Origin of the sequence: Streptomyces chrestomyceticus JCM 4735 (assembly GCF_003865135.1) — a bacterium.
GTDB lineage: Bacteria > Actinomycetota > Actinomycetes > Streptomycetales > Streptomycetaceae > Streptomyces > Streptomyces chrestomyceticus.
In genome coordinates this window covers 5615552-5635140 of record NZ_BHZC01000001.1, presented here as the reverse complement: position 1 = coordinate 5635140, position 19589 = coordinate 5615552, and the positions used below count along the sequence as shown (strand labels likewise).

Annotated in this window: 14 protein-coding genes and 1 tRNA gene; 5 read left to right on the top strand and 10 right to left on the bottom strand. The window is 72.7% G+C overall.

Annotated elements, in window-relative coordinates:
- Positions 1-102: 102 nt before the first annotated feature.
- The 5 genes from EJG53_RS24470 to mfd all read right to left on the bottom strand — a co-directional run bounded on the left by EJG53_RS24470 (position 103) and on the right by mfd (position 6884).
- Positions 103-762 carry a hypothetical protein gene (locus tag EJG53_RS24470; RefSeq protein ID WP_125046557.1) on the bottom strand — a complete coding sequence of 220 codons (660 nt, stop codon included), beginning with the start codon at positions 760-762 and terminating at the stop codon, positions 103-105.
- Positions 759-1364, bottom strand: a complete 606-nt coding sequence (locus EJG53_RS24465) for a hypothetical protein (RefSeq protein WP_125046556.1) — start codon at positions 1362-1364, stop codon at positions 759-761. Before EJG53_RS24465 ends, EJG53_RS24470 begins: the two co-directional genes overlap by 4 nt.
- A gap of 2 nt (positions 1365-1366) precedes the next feature.
- Positions 1367-2806 carry a putative T7SS-secreted protein gene (locus EJG53_RS24460; protein ID WP_125046555.1) on the bottom strand — a complete coding sequence of 480 codons (1440 nt, stop codon included), beginning with the start codon at positions 2804-2806 and terminating at the stop codon, positions 1367-1369.
- Complete coding sequence (locus tag EJG53_RS24455; protein ID WP_244955309.1) at positions 2803-3210, bottom strand: WXG100 family type VII secretion target; 408 nt, start codon at positions 3208-3210, stop codon at positions 2803-2805. The genes EJG53_RS24460 and EJG53_RS24455 overlap by 4 nt, the downstream gene beginning before the upstream one ends.
- Positions 3211-3344: 134 nt before the next feature.
- Positions 3345-6884: a transcription-repair coupling factor gene (gene mfd / locus EJG53_RS24450; protein WP_125046554.1), complete on the bottom strand. Its 3540-nt coding sequence runs from the start codon at positions 6882-6884 to the stop codon at positions 3345-3347.
- A 284-nt stretch (positions 6885-7168) separates the two neighbouring features.
- On the opposite strand from mfd, the gene EJG53_RS24440 reads away from it, so the two are divergent.
- The gene (locus EJG53_RS24440; RefSeq protein ID WP_244955665.1) at positions 7169-8950 is read left to right on the top strand and encodes an MFS transporter; all 1782 of its coding nucleotides are present in this window, start codon (positions 7169-7171) and stop codon (positions 8948-8950) included.
- Between the two features lie 87 nt (positions 8951-9037).
- Here the strand turns inward: EJG53_RS24440 and EJG53_RS24435 are convergent, their stop codons facing one another.
- The 4 genes from EJG53_RS24435 to EJG53_RS24420 all read right to left on the bottom strand — a co-directional run bounded on the left by EJG53_RS24435 (position 9038) and on the right by EJG53_RS24420 (position 15446).
- Positions 9038-10270, bottom strand: coding sequence for a coiled-coil domain-containing protein (locus EJG53_RS24435; protein ID WP_307721697.1), 1233 nt, complete (start codon positions 10268-10270; stop codon positions 9038-9040).
- A 109-nt stretch (positions 10271-10379) separates the two neighbouring features.
- Positions 10380-11315, bottom strand: a complete 936-nt coding sequence (locus EJG53_RS24430) for an LCP family protein (RefSeq protein WP_125049565.1) — start codon at positions 11313-11315, stop codon at positions 10380-10382.
- A 231-nt stretch (positions 11316-11546) separates the two neighbouring features.
- Positions 11547-14432 carry an SUKH-4 family immunity protein gene (locus EJG53_RS24425; protein WP_125046552.1) on the bottom strand — a complete coding sequence of 962 codons (2886 nt, stop codon included), beginning with the start codon at positions 14430-14432 and terminating at the stop codon, positions 11547-11549.
- Between the two features lie 6 nt (positions 14433-14438).
- A complete protein-coding gene (locus EJG53_RS24420) occupies positions 14439-15446 on the bottom strand; it encodes an SMI1/KNR4 family protein (RefSeq protein WP_125046551.1) in 1008 nt (335 codons plus the stop codon).
- Positions 15447-15787: 341 nt separating this feature from the next.
- On the opposite strand from EJG53_RS24420, the gene EJG53_RS24415 reads away from it, so the two are divergent.
- Together EJG53_RS24415 and EJG53_RS24410 are read left to right on the top strand one after the other, a co-directional pair.
- On the top strand, positions 15788-16300 hold the full coding sequence (locus tag EJG53_RS24415; protein WP_031006989.1) for a YwqJ-related putative deaminase: 513 nt from the start codon (positions 15788-15790) through the stop codon (positions 16298-16300).
- Positions 16301-16308: 8 nt separating this feature from the next.
- Complete coding sequence (locus tag EJG53_RS24410) at positions 16309-16887, top strand: SUKH-3 domain-containing protein (RefSeq protein WP_125046550.1); 579 nt, start codon at positions 16309-16311, stop codon at positions 16885-16887.
- Positions 16888-16966: 79 nt separating this feature from the next.
- Here the strand turns inward: EJG53_RS24410 and EJG53_RS24405 are convergent, their stop codons facing one another.
- Positions 16967-18424, bottom strand: coding sequence for a sensor histidine kinase (locus tag EJG53_RS24405; RefSeq protein WP_125046549.1), 1458 nt, complete (start codon positions 18422-18424; stop codon positions 16967-16969).
- 155 nt (positions 18425-18579) lie between these two features.
- Between EJG53_RS24405 and EJG53_RS24400 the strand changes: the two genes are divergently transcribed.
- Both EJG53_RS24400 and EJG53_RS24395 read left to right on the top strand, forming a co-directional pair.
- Entirely contained in the window at positions 18580-19443 is an 864-nt protein-coding gene (locus tag EJG53_RS24400) for a hypothetical protein (protein ID WP_125046548.1), read from the top strand.
- 6 nt (positions 19444-19449) lie between these two features.
- A tRNA-Gln gene (locus tag EJG53_RS24395) sits at positions 19450-19523 on the top strand.
- Positions 19524-19589 lie beyond the last annotated feature (66 nt).

Below are 19589 nucleotides of genomic sequence, written 5' to 3'. Positions count from 1 at the left end.
GAGCGATATCTCCTACCGGTCACCGTCAAGGTGCCTGAATCGGGCGGAAGACAGCACAAACGCCGCCGGACCCGCTGTGGCGGCGGGCCACCGCGCCGCGCCTCAGCCGAAGGTGGAGCGCACTTCGTCGGCAACGCTGCGCTGTCCGGTGACCACCTCCGCGCTGGGGTCGGACGAAGGCTCGGCGTCCACGACCGTCACGGTCTCCGCGATGAGGCGCAGCATGTTGACGTACACCGGCAGTTCGGTCAGCGACGGGGTGCTGAGGGAGAGCGTCAGCAACTGGGCGCGGCTCGGTACGGGGATCTGCGCGTCCACGCGGGCGATACCGAGCGGCTCAGCGCCCTCGGCCGGCACCCATTCCGAGCCGTGGAAGGACACCACGCACGGCCCGGCGGGCACCCGCACCGTACTGACCTCCGTCGTCGTGTGGGACAGCGCCTCCGCGAGGCCGGCGGCGACGATCTCGGCATCGGTGACGTCCGCGTCATCGAGTCTGGCGACCACCGATGCCGTACTGATGCGGTCGTCGTCCATGCCCACGAAACAGACACCGGCGTAGAACGCCCCGTCCTCGGCGAAGGTCGCGGCCATCTCGTCGTACACGGCCGCCATGGTGTCGCGCTGGAGATCGGTCCCTTCGGACCAGACGAGGTCCGCCATCTCCCGGATGCAGTCCTCACGGTAGGCGTCGTCGCCTTCGAGGCCGAGGGTGTGGAACCCGTCCGGTATCTCGATCTGGAGCTGAGTGGAATTCTTCATGGCCTTCCGGAGGGCGTGCTGGGGGGCGGTGTCGGATTCTTGCGCGGGTCCGGGATGGCCAGCAAGATGCCGTGGCGGTCGTCAGGGGCCAGGCCGTTCCCGGTGGAACTTCCCGGCGCGATGATCCGCCAGCCGTCGGCCCGGGCGATGCGCCGGGCGGCTTCCGGGCCGCAGCCGCGGTAGTGCTGCGGGGGAACGGTGAACGAGACGTCGGGGTGCTTGCCGTGCTTCGCAGGGATGTGCCGGATCTGGTACTTGAAGCGGCCCGAAAGCGGATACTCGACCCGCCGTCCCGGTGACGACTTGATTCTCGTCGCCTCCTTGCGCAGCTTGGGCAGGAGCGCCCGGAAGTGGTCTTCCCAGCGGTCCGGGTCCCGGTTCCATTCGCGGGCAAGCCGCTTGGGGCCGAGGTAGAGCGGGGCCATGTAGGCGAGGCGGGGCTCGGTTTCGACGACCGCGTTCGCGAGGAACAAGCAGACGTACCAGACCACCAGGAGCACCAGAGCGCAGGGCAGCACCGGCCACTGCAGCACGAACCATACGAGGAGCCAGGTCCGGGACAGATACGCGGGCCCGCTGCCGGTGCCCTGTCGGTGGTTCACGCTCACCCCTCGTTCGCGGTCTGGTACATGCCCACCCCGGCGCCGACGGCGCCTTGTCCGACGAGCGGGCCCTTGGACCACCAGGACATGGGGTCGAGCGTGTCGTCCGCCCGGAGCGCCGCCTTGAAGGAGTCGGCGTCCTTGACGCCTGGGATCTTCTTCAGCGTCTCCGCCCAGCCCTTTTCCTTGATACCTGCCGCCATGGTGCCGCTGACGTGGTTCTCCCACGCCAGCTGCATGCGGTTGGAGAACCCGTTCGCCTCGAAAACCCGCCCTGCGGGGGGTTGATAGCGGCCGATGCGCCGCCCCGCAGCAAGCTCGTCACTGGAGGCGACGCCTCGCTGCACCAGGCCCTCAAGATGGTTCACCCGAGCCACCTTGTCCACGTCGGCCACCTGGCTGGTGACACCCGCCGCGTCCTCCACCGACCTGGCCCCCACCCGGACCTTGACCTTCCCCATCGCACCGGCCTTGGCAAACTTGCCGAACGGCACCACCCCGACGGCGTCCATGCCCAGGTCCGTCCAGCTCACCTTGGCCCCGCCCAGCTTGGCCCCGGCGTGTGCCGCCAATGAGCCCAGGGACAGTGCGCCGCCCGCCAGGGCGAGGGCGCCGGACAGCGGCGGGCACCACATGGTCAGGAGGGAGAGGACCCCCAGGACACCGGCGATGTTTCCGAGCCAGTCGCCGATCGTCTTCAGCAGATCGGCGTGTTTGACGCACCATTCCTTGATGGCGTGACCCATCCGCTTGAAGGCGTCGCCGAGCCGCTCGAAGAGGCTGATGTCCGGGGCGTTCTTGTTGGCCTTGCGCAGCCGGTCGGCGACGTCCCGCGCGTCGGACTGGTGGTGTTCGAGGAGTTCCTTGGCCTTCTTGAGGATGTCGTCGAGCTCGTCCTTGGCCGCGTCCAGGCGCTTGCCGACGCTGTCGAGCTCCTGGCCGGCGGTCTTCAGGCGGGCCTGGGCGGCGTCGAGCTTGCTCTGCGCCTCGTTGAGTGCCGTCTGGTCGGTGTAGTACTGGCCGGCGAGCCGGAAGGCAGGGGCCGAGGCGGCCTGGTTGTAGGCGTTGGTCGCCCGGTCGTGGGCCGCCTCTTGGGTCTTGATGCGTTCCTTGGCCGCCTTGGCCTGCGCCTCGTACTGGCGGGCCGTGTTCTGGTAGCCGGACAGCTTGCCGCGCCAGTTGCCGAGCTGGGTGGACGCCTGCTTCAGCGCGTCGACGCTGTCGGAGAGGGATTTCGGCAGGTCGCCGACGTGCTGGGTGAAGGCGTTCGCCGCCAGACCCTCCCACGTCTTGCCGCCCTTGGCGATGCCCATGAGCGTCTTGTGGGCGCTCTCCAGGCCGCTGGACGCGCGGTTGATCTTGTTGCTGAGGTCCTCGACGCTCTCGACCTTGCCCGGGGCCGGGTCGAAACCGAGGCTGGGGAATTCCTTGTCGTCGCTCACCGGGCACCCGCCCCGGGGCCGGCCGACGGGGTCGGAGCCGGCGCACCCGGCCGCGGGCCGGCCGGGTACCCGCCCACGTTGGGCGGTGCCGACGGGCCGGGCATCGGCGGGGCCGCGCCCTTGGTCATGGCGTCCCGGATGGCCTTTTCCGTCTCCTCGTAGTTGTTCTTGGTGGCCTTCAGCTTCTCCTCGATCTGCTGGGTACCCTTCGCGATCTTCTTGATCGCGTCGTCCCAACTGTCGTGGAATTCGTCGCAGGCGTGGTCGAGAGCCACGCTGCCCGTGCTTTTCGGCCCCACGTGCTCCAGCGCGTTGAGTGCTTTCTCCATGTCCTCGCGCCCGGCGCTCAACTGCCGTAGAAGCTGGTCGAGCTCGTGCGTCTCGACCTGGAATGTGCCGCCCAACCTCTGCCCCCGTATCTCGTCCGGTCTGCCACGGCATCGTAATCAATCACCGTGACAGCGGAACCGCCCCGGGCGGTTCCGCTCGGGGGACGGCGGCGGGCCCGGCCGGGCGCGGTGGCCGGCCGGGCGGAGCCTCAGGACCCCAGGATCGACGTCAGGAACTCCCCGACCCACGCCAGCAGTTCCCGGCCGACCAGCGGCTTGCCGCCGATCTTGCCGGTGGTCGGGCGGGGCACCAGGGCCTGGCGGGTGGCGGGCTTGAGGACCGTGCGGGGGTAGAGGCGCTTGAGGCGCAGTTCCTGGGACTCGCGCAGTTCGACGGGGCCGAAGCGGACGTTGGAGCCCTGGAGCGTGATGTCCGTGACGCCGCAGGAGCGGGCGAGCATCCGCAGGCCGGCGACCAGGAGGAGGTTCTCGACCGGTTCGGGCAGCTTGCCGTAGCGGTCGGTCAGCTCCTCGCGGACCGCCGCGATGTCCTCCTCCGAGGTCGCGGCGGCGATCGCCCGGTACGCCTGGAGGCGCAGCCGCTCGCCGGGCGCGTAGTCGTGCGGGACGTGCGCGTCCACCGGCAGTTCGATCTTGACCTCCAGCGGCGGCTCCTCCTCCACGCCGCCCTCCAGGGACGCCCGGTAGTCGGCGACGGCCTCGCCCACCATCCGTACGTACAGGTCGAAGCCGACGCCGGCGATGTGGCCTGACTGTTCGCCGCCGAGGAGGTTGCCCGCGCCGCGGATCTCCAGGTCCTTCATCGCGACGTACATGCCCGCGCCCATCTCCGTGTGCTGGGCGATGGTCGCGAGACGCTCGTGGGCGGTCTCCGTCAGGGGCTTCTCCGGCGGGTAGAGGAAGTAGGCGTAGCCGCGCTCGCGGCCCCGGCCGACGCGGCCGCGCAACTGGTGCAACTGGGACAGGCCGAAGTTGTCGCCGCGCTCCACGATCAGGGTGTTGGCGTTGGAGATGTCGATGCCCGACTCCACGATCGTGGTGGAGACCAGCACGTCGAACTTCTTCTCCCAGAAGTCGACCACGACCTGTTCGAGCTGCGCCTCGCCCATCTGGCCGTGCGCGGTCTGGATCCGGGCCTCCGGCACGATCTCGCGCAGCCGGGCCGCCGCCCGGTCGATGGACTCGACGCGGTTGTGGATGTAGAAGACCTGGCCCTCGCGCAGCAGTTCACGCCGGATGGCGGCGCCGATCTGCTTCTGCTCGTAGGGCCCGACGAACGTCAGGACCGGGTGCCGCTCCTCCGGCGGGGTGGTGATCGTGGACATCTCGCGGATGCCGGTCACCGCCATTTCGAGCGTACGGGGGATGGGCGTGGCGGACATCGTCAGCACGTCCACGTTGGCGCGCAGCTTCTTGAGCTGCTCCTTGTGCTCGACGCCGAAGCGCTGCTCCTCGTCCACGATGACCAGACCCAGGTCCTTGAACCTGGTCTCGGAGGAGAACAGCCGGTGGGTGCCGATGACCAGGTCGACCGAACCGTCCTTGAGCCCTTCGAGAGTGGCCTTGGCCTCGGTGTCCGTCTGGAAGCGGCTGAGCGCCTTGACGACGACGGGGAACTGGCCGTACCGCTCGGTGAACGTACCGAAGTGCTGCTGCACCAGCAGCGTCGTCGGCACCAGCACCGCGACCTGCTTGCCGTCCTGGATGGCCTTGAACGCCGCCCGCACCGCGATCTCGGTCTTGCCGTAGCCGACGTCGCCGCAGATCAGCCGGTCCATCGGGACGGACTTCTGCATGTCCTCCTTGACCTCGGCGATCGTCGTGAGCTGGTCCGGCGTCTCCGCGTACGGGAACGCGTCCTCCAGCTCGCGCTGCCAGGGCGTGTCCGGGCCGAAGGTGTGGCCGGGCGCCGCCATCCGCGCGGAGTACAGCTTGATCAGGTCGGCGGCGATCTCCTTGACGGCCTTCTTGGCGCGCGCCTTGGTCTTCGTCCAGTCGGCCCCGCCCAGGCGGTGCAGCGTCGGCGCCTCGCCGCCCACGTACTTGGTGACCTGCTCCAGTTGGTCGGTGGGGATGTACAGGCGGTCGCCGGGCTGGCCGCGCTTGGCCGGCGCGTACTCCACCAGCAGGTACTCGCGGGTGGCGCCCTGCACCGTACGCTGCACCATCTCGATGTAGCGGCCGACGCCGTGCTGCTCGTGGACGATGAAGTCGCCCGCCTGGAGCGTCAGCGGGTCGATGGTCTTACGGCGGCGGGCCGGCATCCGGCCCAGCTCCTTGCTCGCCGACTTCTGGCCCGTCAGGTCCGTCTCGGTCAGCACCGCCAGCTTCAGACCCGGGTCGATGAAGCCGTTGTCGAGGCAGCCGCACGAGACGTGCACGACCGACGGGGACAGCTCGCCCAGCTCCGGGTCGAGACGGGCCGCGATGTTCTCGTCGCCCAGCACCTCGACCGTACGGGCGGCCGGGCCGTGCCCCTCGGTGATGAACACCGTCCGCCAGCCGTCCGCGATCCAGCGCTTGGTGTCGGCCAGCGCCCGCTGGGTGTCGCCCCGGTACGTCTCCGGGGCGTGCATCCCCAGCTTGAGGGTGTCCTCGTCCAGCTCCTCGTCGGCGGCGAACGGGCTCACCGTCCACCACATCATGCCCAGCTCACGGGCCCGGTCCCGGACGTCCGCGATGCCCCAGAGGGAGGCGGCGCCGACATCGATCGGGGCCTCTCCCCCGCCCGCGCTGGCCGCCCACGACGCCTGGAGGAACTCCTGCGAGGTGGCCACCAGGTCGGCGGCGCGCGTCCGCACCCGCTCCGGGTCGCACACCACCGTCATGCTGCCCGCCGGCAGCACGTCCAGCAGCAGCTCCATGTCGTCCACCAGCACCGGGGCCAGCGACTCCATGCCCTCGACGGCGATCCCCTCGGCGATCTTGCCCAGCAGCTCGCCCAGCTCCGGGTGCCGCTCCGCGAGGTCCGCGGCCCGCGCCCGCACCTGCGCGGTCAGCAGCAGCTCACGGCACGGCGGCGCCCACAGCCCGTGCTCCGCCACCTCCAGGGACCGCTGGTCGGCGACCTTGAAGTAGCGGATCTCCTCGACGTCGTCGCCCCAGAACTCGATCCGCAGCGGGTGTTCCTCGGTCGGCGGGAACACGTCCAGGATGCCGCCGCGCACCGCGAACTCGCCGCGCTTCTCGACCAGTTCGACGCGGGCGTAGGCGGCGGCCGCCAGCCCGTCCACAATCTCTTCCAGGTCAGCCGTCTGCCCGGACCGCAGGCTCACGGGCTCCAGGTCGCCCAAGCCCTTGACCTGCGGCTGGAGCACGGACCGTACGGGCGCGACGACCACCTGGACCGGGCCCGCGGTCGGGTCGTCCTGGCTGGGGTGGGCGAGGCGGCGCAGCACCGCGGGGCGCCGGCCGACGGTGTCCGAGCGCGGCGAGAGCCGTTCGTGCGGCAGCGTCTCCCAGGACGGGTACTCCACCACCGCGTTCTCCTCGCCGGCCGGCATCAGCGAGCGCAGCGCGGCGGCCAGGTCCTCGGCCTCCCGGCCGGTGGCGGTCACCGCCAGGACCGTACGGGAGCTGCGGCGCGCCAGGGCGGCGACGGCGAACGGGCGGGCGGCGGGCGGGCCGACCAGGTCCACCTGAGGACGGTTGCCGTCCGCCGCGGCCCGCACGGCTTCGGCGAGCGCCGGGTCCTGGGCAACGGCGTCGAGCAGACCAGTCAGGCTCATGAGAATGGCTTTTCCGTCCCGGTGAGGCGAACAACGCGAACAGCCCGGCACGTGCGACGGGCCGGGTTTCACCAAGAGTACGACTCCCTGCTGACACCCGCGTTCCACTCGCCCCGGCAACCGGGCGGGCCGGGCGCGAAGCCCCGTTCCGGTAGCGGCCTCCCCGTGGAAAAGTGTCACGTACACGCAAAAGCCGAGGGGGGCACGTGAGCCAGGACAGCGGGAGCGGTCACCGCACGAGCGACCGGACGGAAGCGGAAGGGGCGGCGGGGAGCGGCATCGGGATGGGTGCGGGGGACGGCAGGGGTGCGGGGACTGGAGGAGGCGCGGGGGCTGGAAGGGGCGCGGGGGCCGGGTCGGGTGCGGGGGCCGATCGGGGTGCGGAGGACGGGTCGGGCGTGGCGGCCGAGGTGGCCGCCCCCGTACCCCCGACATCCCGGGCCTCCGAAGGGCGCGGCCGGGTCGTGGCCGCCCTGATGCTCTGTATGGCGCTCGCCGCGCTCGACTCGACGATCATCGCGACCGCCGTCCCGCAGATCGTCGGCGACCTCGGCGGCTTCGCCGTGTTCTCCTGGCTCTTCTCCGGGTACCTGCTCGCCGTCACCGTCACCCTGCCGGTCTACGGCAAGCTCTCCGACACCTTCGGCCGCAAACCCGTCCTGATCACCGGCGTGATCGTCTTCCTCGCCGGGTCGCTGCTGTGCGCTGCCGCCTGGAACATGGCCTCCCTGATCGCCTTCCGCGTCCTGCAGGGGCTCGGCGGCGGCGCCCTCCAGGGCACCGTCCAGACCGTCGCCGCCGACCTCTACCCGATGAAGGAACGGCCCAGGATCCAGGCCAGGCTGTCCACCGTATGGGCGACCTCCTCGGTCGCCGGACCCGCTCTCGGCGGCCTGCTCGCCGCGTACGCCGACTGGCGCTGGATCTTCCTGGTCAACCTGCCGGTGGGGGCCTTCGCGCTCTGGCTCGTCGTACGGCACTTCCGTGAATCGCTGCCCGCGCGGGACCGTACCGGACGCCCCCGGGTCGACTGGCCCGGCGCACTCGCGATCTTCGCCTGCGGCGGCCTGCTGCTGACCGCCCTCGTCCAGGGCGGCGTCGCCTGGCCCTGGCTCTCCGCCCCCTCGCTGCTGTTCTTCGCGGGCAGCGCGCTCTGCGGCGCCGCCACCGTCCTCATCGAACGCCGCGCCGCCGAACCGATCATCCCGGGCTGGGTCTGGCGCCGCCGGACGATCTCGGCCGTCAACCTGGCGCTCGGCGCGGTCGGCCTGCTCATGGTCGCGCCGACCGTCTTCCTGCCCACCTACGCCCAGGCCGTCCTGGGCCTGGGCCCGATCGCGGCCGGCTTCGTGCTCTCCACCATGACCCTGAGCTGGCCGGTGTCCGCCGCCCTGAGCAGCCACGTCTACAACCGCATCGGCATCCGCGCCTGCGCCATGACCGGCATCGGCGCCGCCGCCCTGGTCCTGCTGGCCTTCCCGCTGCTCCCCTACCCCGGCGCCGCCTGGCAGCCCGCGCTGCTCATGTTCGCGCTCGGCGCCACCCTCGGGATCTTCCAGCTACCGCTGATCATCGGCGTGCAGTCCTCGGTCGGCTTCGAGGAGCGCGGCACCGCGACCGCCTCGATCCTCTTCTGCCGCCAGGTCGGTCAGTCCGTCGGCGCCGCCCTCTTCGGCGCCGTCGCCAACACCACCCTCAACGGCCGGCTGGCCGCCGCGCCCACGGACATCCGGCCGGGCCTGCCGGACGACCTGGACTCCGTCTCCCACGCACTGGCCGACGCCGGTGCTCTCACCGCACGGGCCGCCGACTACCTGCGGCGCGCCGTGGACGCCACCGTCGAGCACGTCTACCTCGGGGCCGCGGCCGCCGCCGCGCTCTCCTTCCTGATCCTGCTGTTCCTCGCGCCGCGCCGCTTCCCGGTCCACGGGGAGGTGGGCGGCGGGGCGGGGGACGAGTCCGGGAGCGGGGTCGGGGACTCCACGGGAGGTACGGGAGGCACGGGAGGTACGGCCGTGGAGCAGCCGACCGTCAAACAGCCGGCCGCCGAGTCCGCGAACGGCTGACGGCGCTACGGCCCTACGGCGCCCGACGGGGAAGCGGCGCGCGCCACTCGGCGCCCGCCCCGTTCCCCGCCGGGTTCGCGGCCCGTGTCACTGCTGCCCTTCCGGCAGCCGCGGCAGCTTCGTCTCCAGGGTGTCCTCGTTGTCGGGGTCCACCGGCGCCCGCGTGTCGGCGGGCTCCCCGGCCGCGGCCGCTCCGGTACCGGACACCGTGGCCTCCCGTACCCGGACGGACCCGTCGGCCCGGTCGGACCCTGCGGACCCGTCGGCCTCACCAGTGCCCCCGGCGCCTCCGGCCACCCCGGCCTCGTCGGCCCCGTCGGCCTCCCCTGCCTCACCGGCCTTCTCCAGCAGCACCGTGCCGCCCTGCGCGTTCGTCGTGGCCCCCGCGCCCGCGACGTCCCCGCCGTCTTCGGCCGCCGCGCCGCCCCCCGGCTCGTCCTCGTCGGGGGCCTTGCCCGTCAGGGCGGCCAGCGTGTTGCGGACGTGCGTCATGTGCTCGCGCACCTTCTCGCGCCGCTCCGTGTGCTCCCGCAGTATCCGGTCGGTGGCCCGCTCGATCCGCTCGACCTCGACCCTGGCCTGCGCCAGCAGATCCGCGGCGCGCGCCTCGGCGTCCTCGTCGCGGTGCCGCGCCGCCTCCTCGGCCTCCGCGAGGAAGCGCTCCGCCTCGGCGACCTTGGCCCGGCCCAGCTCCTCCAGCTCCGCCACCCGCAGTTCGAGGTCGGCCTCCTGCGCGGCCAGGTCGCGGCCGGCCGCCTCCCACTCCTCGGTCTGCTCCTGCTCCTGCTCGCGCAGCATCGCGGTGGTGCGCTGCTCCATCTCGTGCAGCGCGTCCTGGGCGGCGGTCCGCCACTGCCCGGCGTCCTTGACGGCCGCGGCCTCGATGCCGTCCGCCTCGGCCCACGCCGCCTCGACCGTACGGCGCGCCTGGTCCTCGGTCTCGTCCCGCAGCTCCTGCGCGGCCCGTTCGGCGGCCTCCTGGATCTGCCGCGCGTACGCCTCGGCCTCGTCACGGGCCCGCTCGGCCGCCTCCTGCGCCTCCTTGCGCAGCCGGGCCGCCTCGGACTCCGCCGTCGTCAGGATCAGCCGCGCCTGGTCGCCCAGCGACTCGTACGTCTGCGGCGGCAACTGCCGGACGTACTCCTGCAGCTCCGCCAGCTCGGCCGTCATCTCGTTGGCGAGGACCGTCAGCCGTGCCGCGCGCTCCCAGCACGAGTCACGGTCGACCGAGAGCCCTTCCACCCGGCGGTCGACGTCCTCGGGACGGTAGCCACGTCCTCGTACGATCTCGAACCCGTGAGGCGAAACCGATGCACTCATCCCTCAAGCCCCTCTCCGATGTGCGGCACACTCGCGCGCACATCTTTCTGGATCGATTCGAAGCGACCGTTACGCGACACTCCGCCCCTTTCCATCGTCCAAGGATGCGTCAATTGCTGCCAGAAGTCGGAATCGGGACATCTTCGCGAAGCGCCTGGAAGAGCCGCCGCGCTCCCTGCTCGTCCCACTCCACCACATCTCCGAGACCACCCAGGTTCACCCCGGGGTTCGCCACCGGAACGGTGGTCGCCGCACCCGCCCCGTCCGCGATCCTCTTCATCGACCAGCCCAGCCGCGCCAGGTCCGGCACGCCCGCCACCCGGTCCACCGTCAGCGCCGACAGCGCCGCGTCCAGCGCCGGGACCAGCGCGAACGGATTGAGCAGCACCCCCGCCCCGAGCATCTTGTCGCCGAGCGCGCCGATCAGCTGCCGCTGCCGCCTGACCCGGCCCAGGTCGCCTTCCGGGTCGGTATAACGCGCCCGTACGTACGCAAGTGCCCGCACTCCGTCCATCTCCTGGCAGCCCGCCCGGAAGTCGGCACCCGACTTCTCGTCCTTGAGCGGTTTGTCCAGGCACATCCGTACCCCGCCGAGCGCGTCCACCACCTTCACGAAGCCGAGGAAATCCACCTCGGCGTAGCGTTCGATCCGCAGCCCCGTCGCCTGCTCCACGGTGCGCGTCAGCAGCTTCGGTCCGCCCTCGGCGAACGCCACGTTCACCTTGTTCCGGCCGTGCCCCGGCACCGCCACATAGCTGTCCCGCGGCAGGCTCACCAGGTACGGGCCGCTGTCCCCGCGGTGCAGCACCATGATCGTGTCGGTGTTCAGCCCCTGGTCGTTGCCGACGTGCAGCCGCTCCCGCTGCTCGGGCGTCAGGCTCTCGCGGCTGTCCGAACCGACCAGCAGCCAGTTCGTGCCCTTGCCCGGCGACGGCCTGCCGGAGTAGCCGGCGACGGCGTCGGTACGGCGCACCTGGTCGCCCGCCCAGACGTACAGCGCCACCCCGCCCGCCACCGCCAGCACCACCAGAACCAGCAGCACCAGCGCGATCCGCTTCGGCCAGGACAGCCGGCGCCGCCGCCCGCCCGGACGGCGGCCCCGGCGGCCCCCGCGCCCGGCCCCGGACCGGTACAGCGTCGACGTACCCTCCGGCGACGGAGGCTGCGGCGACCACGACGGCTGATCCATATACGAAGGATCATGGTGACCCGCCCGTCCCGCAGGTCTAGCGCCGCCGGAGGCGGCACCGGTGGCCCGGGAGGTACCGGCGGCGCCCTACAGCAGCCCGTCCCACATCTGTTCGAGCAGCACCGACCACCACGTCTCCGGCGACCCCAGCGCGGGCGCGTCCAGCGCCACAAGCTGCGCCTGGAAGTCCACCGTCCAGCGCCCCGCCTGCTCCGGCGTCAGCCCGTACCGCAGCCGCCACATCCGGCCCAGCATCGCCAGACAGCGCACGAACTCCGGCAGCCCGCTGTTCACGAACTGCGGCACCGCCGGCTGCCCGCCCGGCCCCTGCGCACCACCGTCCAACGGCACCGCCACGATGTGCGCCGTCCCGTACTGCACACATAGCTGACGGCCGAAGTCGTTCCCCATGACCAGGTACGACCCCGCGTCGGCAGCCGGCCGCACCCCGCGCTCCGCCGCCAGCTCCGCCAGCGTCGGCACCGGACGCCCCGGCTGCGCCTGCGCCCAGAAGAACGGCCCGAAGTCCACCGGCAGCCCGGCCCACACCAGCGTCTGCGCCACCACCTCCGGCACCCCGTGCCGGGAGACCGCCCGCTGATCGAAACGGAAGATCCCCTGCGGACCGAACGCCTGCTCCAGCTCCTGCCCGAACACCTGCGGCGGCACCGGCGGCGCCGCCTGCACTTGGGACGGGTGCGGCAACGGCGCCCGCACCGGCGCGGGCCGCGCCGGACCGTCCGCCACCTGGTGCAGCTCACCCTGGTGCTCCACGAGGTGCCGCACCCCCTGCTGCCGCGAGGCGTGCTCCGTCCCGTACGCGGCGGTGTGGCTGATCCGCACCTGCGGCCAGGTCTCCCGCACCATCCGCGCGCAGTACCCGCCCGGCACGTCGCACGACTCCAGCTCCGTGTGCAGCTCCAGCACCTGCTGCGGCGGGACGTTCATGGCGCGCAGCTCGTGCAGAAGCTGCCACTCCGGATGCGGGGTGCCCGGCGCGGAACGCCGCACGATCTTCTGCTCGGAACCGTCCGGGGCGCGGTAGCTCAGGACGGCCATGTAGCCGGGGCCGACGGTCGGCTGCCCGGACGGCGGCGCCTGCGGATAGCCGTACGAGCCGGAGGCGGGCGGCGTGGCGAGCGGCTGCGCGGCGGACGGCGGCATTCCGGGCGGCGGCACGGCCGGGCCGGATGCCACCGGGCCCGAGGCCACGGGGCCGGGCGCGGCCGGAGCGGGGGCGGGCGGGCCCGGAACGCCGGGCGGCGGCATACCGGGGCCGCCCAGGCCACCGGCGCCGTCGGCCAGCATCGTCGCGGCGGCGTGCACACCGCCGCCGGGGCCGGCCGGACCGCCGGGACCGGCCGATCCGCCGGGACCGGCCGAGGGCGGCGCGGACGGCGGAGCGGACGGAGGCGGAGGCGGGCCGCCCGCGGCGCCGGACGCGGACTGGTCAGCGGGAGTACCGGAAGCACCAGGCGCACCAGACGCACCAGACGCACCGGAAGCTTTCGGCACGCCGGGAGGCGCCGGGGGCGGCGGCACACCGGGACCGGCGGGACCACCGGCGCCGCCCGGAGCACCCGGACCGCCCGGCCCGGCCGCGTCGGACGACAGCACGGCGCCCCCGGCCAGCATCGTCGCCGCCGCGTGCACCCCACCACCGGCACCGGGCCCGGCCGACGGCGGACCGGGCGGCCCCTGCTCCCCTTCCGGCCCGGCCGCCTCCGGACCGTCCACCGCGCTCAGATCCACCTGATCGGCGTCGAGCTGCGACACGAGCTGCGTCGGGATGTACCCGCCCGCCGGAGCGGCGGCGGACGGCGCCGGCGCGTCCGCACCACCGTCCGGCGCGCCCGGACCCGTACGGTCCGCACCCGGCACACCGGGAGGCGGCGGCGGACCGCCCGCGTTCCCCGGCAGCGCCGCACCGTCCGCCAGCATCGTCGCGGCCGCGTGCACACCGGCACCGGGCGGCGGAGGCGGCGCCCCCGGCCCTTCGGCGGCGCCGGAACCCGCGTACGCAGGGGGCGGCGGCACATCGGCGATCGGCGGCCCGGACGGCGGCGGCAGCTCGGACAGTCCCGCCGCGTCCGGTCCGGCCGCGTCCGCGGGCGGCACCGGGCCGCCGTACGGCACGGCCCCGGCGGGCGGCCCCGGCAGCGGCGACGACGGAGGCGACGACGGCATCGGCGGCACCACCGGCCCGCCGGCCCCCGCGTCCCCGACCGCCGGCGCCATCATCGTCCGCGGCAACTGACTGCCGCCCGCGATCAGTTCCGTCCTGGCCTCGGCCTTCGCGCCCGCCGGCGGCGTGTCCTCGTCGTCGAACCCGGCGAGCGGCGGCGCGAAGACCGTCGCCGGCAGCCCCACCGAACGGTCGTCGGCGTCCTCGTCCGCCCGGACGTCCGTCCCCGCCCACGGCGTCACGACGGCCGGCTCGTCCCGTACGGAAGCAGCCTGACCCGGAACCGGTCCGGAAGCGGCCTGATCCGGTACGGACACGGAAGCACCCCGATCCGGCACGGAAGGGGCATCCGCCGGTACGGAAGAGTCGTCCGCCGGTACGGCCGGCCCGTCGACGGGCAGCACCAGCCCCGCCCCCGACGTCCGCCGGTCCGCCGCCTCCTGCAGCCACTCCGGCGGCGTCAGCAGGAACGACGTCGCCTCCAGATCGATCCGCCGCGGCGGCGCCTCCGCCACCACAGCGTCCGCCACCGCGCCGTACTCCTCCTCGTACCGCCGGATCACCTCACCCACCGGCAGCCCCGGCCACAGCGTCGTCTCCCCGCTGTCCCGCGCGATCACCAGCCGGGCCCGGCCGCCCTCCGTCGTCGGACCGCCCGCGCGGTCCTCCGCCCAGGCCACGAACCCCAGGTCGAACTCCCGCACCCGCACCGCACGCCGGAACGGACCCGGCACGTCCTCGTTGACCCAGCGCTCCGCGCGCTCCTGCGCCTGCGCGAACGTCACCACCGCGCCTCACCCCTCCACCGGAACGGCACGCGCGAAGCCGCCGTCCACCATCAGACCCGCCACCGTCTCCAGTTCCGGCGGACTCCCCGCCAGCTCCTGCAGGAAATCGTCGAAATCCGCCCCGCACGGCAACAGGAGCTGCTCCACCCGCTCCCGCACCGGCCACCCGTCCCGGTCCCGCGCGTCGTCGTACGCGCAGAACCACACCGAACCCGGCGCCGCACCCCGCACCTGCACCGCTATGACCCCGCCCTGCACGAACCCCACACCCAGATAGTCCTTGGTGAAGTGGTCGCGCAGACACTTGTTGACGTACACCAGATCGTTCATCGCGGCCTCGTCCCGTACCGTGAAGAACGGCTGGTCCACCAGCAGCCCCAACTCCGCGTACAGCCCCACACCCACCGGCGCGCACCCGCCCGCCGCCTTCAGGAACGCACGGTAGGCACCCGGCAGCCGGTACCCCAGCGCCTCCTCCGCCTGCCGCACCTGCTCCTCCGTCACCGACAACTCACGGTGCGGCAGTCCGAAATGCACCGGCCGGGTGTCCTGCAACGGCCGCGTCCCCCGCTTCCCGTGGTCCACCGCCGCCGTCGCCAGCCCGCCGTGATGCCGCAGCAGCGCCTTCACCTCGACCGGCACCAGCTCCATCCGCCGCGAACCCGCCACGTGGTGCCACGTCCAGCCGTGCGGCGTCGCCACCGGCGGCACGTCCTCCCACAACTCGTGCCCCCGCGCGTGCAACGCCACATTCGCCGACACATAGTCCGTCAGCCGCAACTCGTCCACGCCGAAACCCTCCGGCGGCTCCGCGATCTCCGCCGCCGCCCGCGCGTACGACGAGAAATCCGGGAACCCGGACCCGTCCACCGGCACCCCCCGCGGATACCGCGCCGCACGCACCGGATCCGGGAAATGCACGACCTGCCCGGCATAGGCCGTGTTCGGTGGCGCGGCGTGGCCCGCGGCCTGAGGGCCGGGAGGTGCCCCCAGCCCGTGCCGACCTGACGTCATGGCGGTGCTCCCTGGCTGAATCCGGCTACTGGGCACAGCCTATGCCGTACCGCAACCCGCCCTCCCGCGCACGCCCGCCGCCCTCCCACCGCCACGGCCCAACCACCTCCGCCACACAGCCACTTCACCGCACGCCCCCACCCCGCAACCACCCGCCGCCCCCGGCCGCACCACCACCCGGACACCCCGGGGCCGGGCCCCGCACCCGGACACAACCGTGACATCACCGACAGCACACCCGACTTCCCCAACACCCACCACATTTGGCAGGCTGACCCTCCCCCTACCCTTGCGGGGGACCTCCGGCGTCCCGGGGATTCGGGGAGGGAAAAGCACTGACCATGCGCACCACGGCACACCACAACACCACCACCGCGGGAGACCCCCGCGTCGGCTGGAGCGGCACCGCCGACGACGACCGTCCGCCTGCCCTCCGCCACCGCCGCGACGGCATCCTCCCCACCGTCGGCGCCGCCCTCTCCGTACGCGGACGCACCCTCACCTGCACCGCGAGCAAGGCCGAACAGCCCCCCGTGCTCCACCACCTCGTCCAGGACTTCCTCGACACCCTCGCCACCGCCCAGCGCGAACGCTTCACCGGCCGCTGCCCCGAAGCCGTCCTGCTCAGCCGGCACCTCACCGCCGTCGAGGCCAACCGCGGCAAACGCGCCTCCCGCAAACCCCTCACCAACGGCGAGGCCCGCCGCTCCCTGAAACACTCCAAGATCACCGCCCGGCACATCCGCGAGGACGGCGACCCCCTGCACGGCAGCTACGCTCCCCCCTGTCGCTCCTGCGACGCCCTCCTCGCCTTCTTCGGCGTCATGCCCATCGGTACGCACGCAGGGAGCTGACCCGCACCATGCCCCCCACCGCACCGTCCGCGGACTCCACCACCCCGGCCTCCGCCGCGCCCGTCGCCCCGGTCTACGACTCCTACGACCGGACCTCGGCCACCCGCTTCCCGGTCGCCGTCGACGCCGCCCTCCAGGACGCCGGCTGGCGCACCGGACGCTGGGACATCCAGCAGGCCGAACACTGGGCCGACGCCCTGCGCGCCCACACCTCCCCCGCCGGGCACCGCCACACCGTCTTCCCCGCCGCCGTCGAGGCCTGGGCCGAATTCGGCGGCCTCGACATCACCCCCACCGGCCCCGGCCGCCACCTCGCCCCCACCCCCTTCACCCTCGGCCCCCTGCACGGCCTCCACCTCGCCCGCACCCTCGGCGACCTCGGCCGCGCCCTGGAGACCGACGTCGCCCCCCTCGGCCAGGAAGCCGGCGGACAGGCCGTCCTCGCCATCGACACCGAAGGCCGCGTCTACAGCCTCGACCACACCGGCGACTGGTACCTCGGCCCGCACATCGACCAGGCCCTCAACACCCTCGTCCTCGGCATCCGCCCCACCCGGCTCAGCCAGGCCACGGCACGGGAGAACTGAACAGGGGCGCGCCCCGGAACGGCCGCGCCCTTCGGGCCCGAAGGGCGCGGCCACCGCCGCTGGCCGCCCCTACCGCCCCTCACTGCCCCGGCAGCACCGCCGACACCCGGAAACCGCCCGCCTCCGTCGGCCCCGACACGAACACGCCACCCAGCCCGCTCACCCGCTCCCGCATACCGACCAGGCCGTTCCCCCCGCTCGGCAGCCCCACATCCGCCGCACCCCGCTCCGACGGACCGTTCTCCACCTGCACCGCCACCTCACCCTCACGATGCGCCAGCCGCACCCGGACCTCCGCGCCCGGAGCGTGCTTGTGCACATTCGTCAGCGCCTCCTGCACCACCCGGTACACCGTCTGCTCCACCCCCGACGGATAACCGGCCTCCCCCGCCGCACCGTCCACCGACAGCTCCACCACCATCCCGGCAGCCCGCGACTGCCCCACCAGATCGCCCAGCTCCGCCAGCGAAGGCCCCTCGCCCTCCGGCTCCGCCGTCACCACCGCCGCGCCACCGCGCACCGCACCACCACCGCGCACCGCACCACCACCGGACCCCGCCCCGGCCTCCGCCACCTGCACGGACACCTCGGACCGCACCCCCGGACCACCGGCCCCGGACCCCGCCGCCTTCGCCTTCGAGGCCACCGCCACCAGCCGCTCCGGCTCGTCCGACACCGGCGCCGACGACCGGCCCGACGCCCCCTCCCCCGTCCGCAGCACCCCCAGCATCTCCCGCAACTCCGTCAACGCCTGCCGCCCCATGTCCCCCACCAGCTCCGCGTTCCGCGACGCCTTCTCCGGATCCTTCAACGCCACCGCCTGCAACGCCGCCGCATGCACCACCATCAGACTCACCCGGTGCGCCACCACGTCGTGCATCTCCCGCGCGATCCGGGTCCGCTCCTCGTTACGCGCCCACTCCGCCCGCTCCTCGGCCCGGTCCGCCAGCAGCGACAACTCCCGCTCCAGACCGTCCGCCCGCTCCCGCAGACTCTCCACCAGCCGGCGCCGCGCACCGACGTACAACCCCCACAGCACCGGCGGAGCCGTCACCACCAGCGCCACCGCCGCCGCCATCACCAGCACGAACCACGTCGGCGGGTTGAAATCCGGCTCGCCCCCCACGTCCTGCCGGATGGTGAAGAAACTGGACACCAGCGTCCCCACCACCGCCATCCCCGCCAGCAGCCCGATCACCCGCCGCGGCGCGTCCGAGACCGCCAGCGAATACAGGCCGATCACGCCCAGCAGCGCGCCCATCTGCGCCGGCGTCACCGCCACCGACACCAGCACCACCGCCACCGGCCAGCGGCGCCGCAGCAGCAACACCGGACCCACGACCAGCCCGAGCAGCAGCCCGGCCCACGTCGGCAGCCCCGTGTCGTGGGCGAAGTCCAGCCCTTCGAACGCGGTCTCCACCGTCGAGACGGCGGCCAGCGACACGTCCAGCACGGCGCTCCGCCGCCGCGGCCACCACCACGGTCCGGCGGGCGCGTCCCTCGCACCCGTTGCTTCGATTGCCCCCGTTGCGGTCATACCGACCAGCCTACGGGCGCCCGCACGCGATGTTCCGTCGAGCGCTCTGCACGCGAGTGCACCGTTACGGGCGGATACTGAATTATTTACCCTCGAACTATTGAATCGTCCGAATTTTCGACCCCTGCGTGTCCAAACCGCCGCAACCTGACCTCATGCACCACCACACACGAGCGGACTTCGAGTCCCTGCGCGACCAAGCGGTCACCCTCCGCCGCGCCGGCCTCAGCCGCCGCCAGATCCGCGACCGCTTACACGTCCACAACAACGACATCCTCAACCGCCTCCTCGAAGGCGAACCACCCCCGGACTGGACCCGCCGCCCGAACGCGAAGGACGACCTGCGGGCGAGGGCGCGGGAGCTTCGGGGACGGGGGATGACGTACGACGCCATCCAGGTCGAACTGGGGGTGTCGAAGAGCTCCATCTCCCTCTGGGTACGGGACATGCCCCGACCGCCCAGGCGCACCCGCGAGCAGGCGTCCGCCATCGGCAAGCGCGGCTGGGAGGAGACGCTGCGCCGCCGCGACGAGGAGCGGCAGCGGACGAAACGCGTCGCGGCCGACGAGATCGGCACCATGGGCGACCGCGACCTGTTCCTCGTCGGCGTGGGCCTGTACTGGTCCGAGGGCAGCAAGAGCAAGCCGCACAATCCTCAAGAACGCGTGACGTTCATCAACAGCGACCCCGGCATGATCCAGGTCTTCGTCGCCTGGCTCTCACTCCTCGGAGTCGCCCCGGAGCACACGCAGTTCCGCGTCCAGATCCACGAGTCGGCCGACATCGGCGCGGCCGAGCGCTACTGGGCGGATCTGGTCGGCATCGACGTCACTTCCCTGGCCAGGACGACGCTGAAGAGGCACAACCCGAAGACCGTCCGCAAGAACGTGGGCGAGGACTATCACGGCTGCCTCGTGGTCCGAGTACGGCAAAGCGCCGACCTTTACCGTCGCATCGAGGGCTGGTGGTACGGCATAGTAGGGGGCGTCCGCAGCAGCCAAGAGGCGAACCGGACATAAGGTTAATCCCGGGTCGTCTAAGGGCAAGACCGCTGATTTTGGTTCAGCAGATGGGGGTTCGAGTCCTCCCCCGGGAGCCATGCTGAGTTCGGGTCCCGACCTCCGGTCGGGACCCGCCCGCGTTTCGGCCGCAAACCGCACCGGTA

Excerpts from the sequence above, each read along its gene's own strand:
- EJG53_RS24415 (WP_031006989.1), top strand. The coding sequence starts at position 15,788 with ATGCGCACCACGGCACACCACAACACCACCACCGCGGGAGACCCCCGC.
- EJG53_RS24435 (WP_307721697.1), bottom strand. The coding sequence starts at position 10,270 with ATGAGTGCATCGGTTTCGCCTCACGGGTTCGAGATCGTACGAGGACGT.
- mfd (WP_125046554.1), bottom strand. The coding sequence starts at position 6,884 with ATGAGCCTGACTGGTCTGCTCGACGCCGTTGCCCAGGACCCGGCGCTC.
- EJG53_RS24405 (WP_125046549.1), bottom strand. The coding sequence starts at position 18,424 with ATGACCGCAACGGGGGCAATCGAAGCAACGGGTGCGAGGGACGCGCCC.
- EJG53_RS24470 (WP_125046557.1), bottom strand. The coding sequence starts at position 762 with ATGAAGAATTCCACTCAGCTCCAGATCGAGATACCGGACGGGTTCCAC.
- EJG53_RS24420 (WP_125046551.1), bottom strand. The coding sequence starts at position 15,446 with ATGACGTCAGGTCGGCACGGGCTGGGGGCACCTCCCGGCCCTCAGGCC.
- EJG53_RS24400 (WP_125046548.1), top strand. The coding sequence starts at position 18,580 with ATGCACCACCACACACGAGCGGACTTCGAGTCCCTGCGCGACCAAGCG.
- EJG53_RS24410 (WP_125046550.1), top strand. The coding sequence starts at position 16,309 with ATGCCCCCCACCGCACCGTCCGCGGACTCCACCACCCCGGCCTCCGCC.
- EJG53_RS24440 (WP_244955665.1), top strand. The coding sequence starts at position 7,169 with ATGGGTGCGGGGGACGGCAGGGGTGCGGGGACTGGAGGAGGCGCGGGG.